This window comes from Xenorhabdus sp. NBAII XenSa04, assembly GCF_963866145.1.
In the GTDB taxonomy this organism is placed as follows: Bacteria; Pseudomonadota; Gammaproteobacteria; order Enterobacterales; family Enterobacteriaceae; genus Xenorhabdus; species Xenorhabdus indica.
Genome location: NZ_CAWMEB010000284.1, coordinates 1 through 2,412 on the forward strand (window position 1 = coordinate 1; position 2,412 = coordinate 2,412).

Genomic DNA, 2,412 nt, shown 5'->3' on the forward strand with positions numbered 1-2,412 from the left:
CCGATACCCCGCAATACCTCAACCTGCGTTCACTCTGGCGCACAGATATTCGTCAAGGGCAAAACCGATGCTTTCTGTTTTGTCGCACTGACGCGCGCCAGAGATTGCATGTTGTCAGGTATCAACAAGAGGAATCTAATGAGTCGATTGATTAAAGAATTAAAATTTTTTTCCTGGCAAGGTGGCGGCAGCCATAAAACCTGCCATGACCGTATTCGGATCGCAGGTCGTTTGGGGGCGTTGTTATTGAGCCTGAATTAATGAAATGGACACCTCCCCTAAACGGCTTCAGTGAGCCATGCTGAATATATCACGAAACGTGGAGATAGCTATTTGTGTGGAATACTGATCCACGGTGCCCGCTCAGTGGCTTATCGGGTGCAAAAACTCCCCGACGAACGATGTAATGGATTGCAGCGTTGGTTAAAAGGCGTGATAACCCGTAGCGGACTCAATAAGGCAGTAGTAGCGCTGGCAAATAAAAATGCCCGAATAGCGTGGGCACTGGTCAACCAACAATCGAGTTATGAAGCGCGATGAGTAACCCTTTATGTAGCAAAAGTCCATAAGTTGATGTCATTGACAGGTAGTACCGACTCTCTGAAGCCGAATATATGTTTGCGACTACGCTGTCAGAAAAATTCACCCACCCACTTGAATTAAGTCGGTATCCATATACAGGTTAAGTAATACAAACTCAGTATTCATGCGGATTTAAGCCTGATACTCAATGAAGAGATTCAATATTGAATAACATTTCTTAGCGATTCACAACAAATCACAAAGCCAGTATTTACATTGTTATCTCTGGCTTTTTTGTTATCAGAGCATTGCAGAGTAAATCACAGTAGCGCATGATTATTGGGTACACTTAGGTGACACTGACGTGGTTTAGCGTGAGGCTGATTGTGTTGTATGAGGATATAAAAAAGCAGCATTCAAAGGTAACCCACACTGAGATCCCTATTGTTGATTAAGCACCCAAAAGATGTACAATTTATATGTACATCTTTGGAGATATATTATGCGTACATACACTTCAACCCAAGCACGAGCCAATATTTCAGAAGTGTTGGATGCGGCTACCCACGGCGAACCTGTTGAAATCACTCGTCGGGACGGCAGCTCAGCAGTCGTTATCAGTAAAGCAGAATTCGAGGCATACCAGAACGCCAAACTGGATGCAGAGTTCAATTCGATTATGCAGCGTCACGGGCATACGGTAGAGGCACTGACAAACCGATGATATGGGTCAGTGCACTGGAAGTTATCGCTTTTCATGACCGTATATTGCAGCGGCTTCCCGGCGTTGCTGGAATGCCTGATTCTGGCAGAGCTGAAGCGCTTATCTATCGAGTGCAAAACCGTACCCACTACGAAGGTGTAACAGACATCTTTGAACTTGCAGCCACCTACTGGGTTGCTATTGCTCGCGGTCATATCTTCAATGATGGTAATAAGCGCACAGCATTTTTCGTTACCATGATTTTTCTTTACCGCAACGGTATCAAGATCCGTGATAACGACAATACATTGGAAAACTTAACGGTAGATGCAGCTACGGGTGAGAAAACCGTTGGTCAGTTGGCGCAGCACCTGCGCGAATTAGTGGACTATGCTGATCCAAGCTGTAAGACATAATCACAACTTACTTTTTATGAGGATGAGTGAACACCTCGATTTAACGTATACCCAAGGATGTACCCTTAGAAAATATTGAATATTACTAATTCGGTAACGACAAAGAGGTTTTACCTAAACTTAAACCAGCGAAAATAACATATCAAATACATAAGCTATTTAGTAGAACAGAAACTGTTAGAGCCAATATCAAATAATGCCAGAAGCTATGCAATCGATATATCTCATTCATATTTGATAATAGGTACAGTTTGATGATTAAGAAATGAAGGCGGCGTTTCTATTTTATAGTTACCAACTTCCTATTAATATTGAGCGTGAATACTTTTTATTAAACATAGAGTATTAATTATCTGGCTCTATTTATTTTAGCCATTGAAATTTATTGCATTATGAGAATTCCCATAGCTGATAATTCAACAATCTGTGCGGTCTTCTTATTGTATAATTTTAATCCGCAGCAAGATGAATTTTGTTATTTCTCCGTCTGTTATTTTAAGTCATCCTGCCATCAAAACATGCAGCTCACCAAATATTGACCAACTGAATTTAGCCATGCCCATACTCTCCAGTATTGATGAACCCGTTTATTTATGTTCACAGGCGGAGAAGTCCCCCACCGCCTTCATGTTATTTAGCAATATGTATTGTTGATTAAATGAGGGAATAAATATGCAAGATAAAAAACCTGAAACAAAGGCATTAGATGATAGCGGTCTTGTGATCGTTACAACACCGGAATATATCAAAGATTCAATCAAAGAAGCGATA

The 2,412-nt window shown here is 41.3% G+C and carries 2 protein-coding genes and 2 pseudogenes; all 4 read left to right on the forward strand.

Annotation, left to right across the window (positions count from 1 at the left end):
* Positions 1–138 precede the first annotated feature (138 nt).
* Positions 139–258: pseudogene (locus AAC147_RS10250) on the forward strand (phage integrase N-terminal domain-containing protein); the annotation flags it as partial.
* A gap of 51 nt (positions 259–309) precedes the next feature.
* Positions 310–540: pseudogene (locus AAC147_RS10255) on the forward strand (IS110 family transposase); the annotation flags it as partial.
* A gap of 484 nt (positions 541–1,024) precedes the next feature.
* Positions 1,025–1,246: a type II toxin-antitoxin system Phd/YefM family antitoxin gene (locus tag AAC147_RS10260; RefSeq protein ID WP_047686540.1), complete on the forward strand. Its 222-nt coding sequence runs from the start codon at positions 1,025–1,027 to the stop codon at positions 1,244–1,246.
* Positions 1,243–1,641 carry a type II toxin-antitoxin system death-on-curing family toxin gene (locus tag AAC147_RS10265; RefSeq protein WP_047686543.1) on the forward strand — a complete coding sequence of 133 codons (399 nt, stop codon included), beginning with the start codon at positions 1,243–1,245 and terminating at the stop codon, positions 1,639–1,641. The genes AAC147_RS10260 and AAC147_RS10265 overlap by 4 nt, the downstream gene beginning before the upstream one ends.
* Positions 1,642–2,412 lie beyond the last annotated feature (771 nt).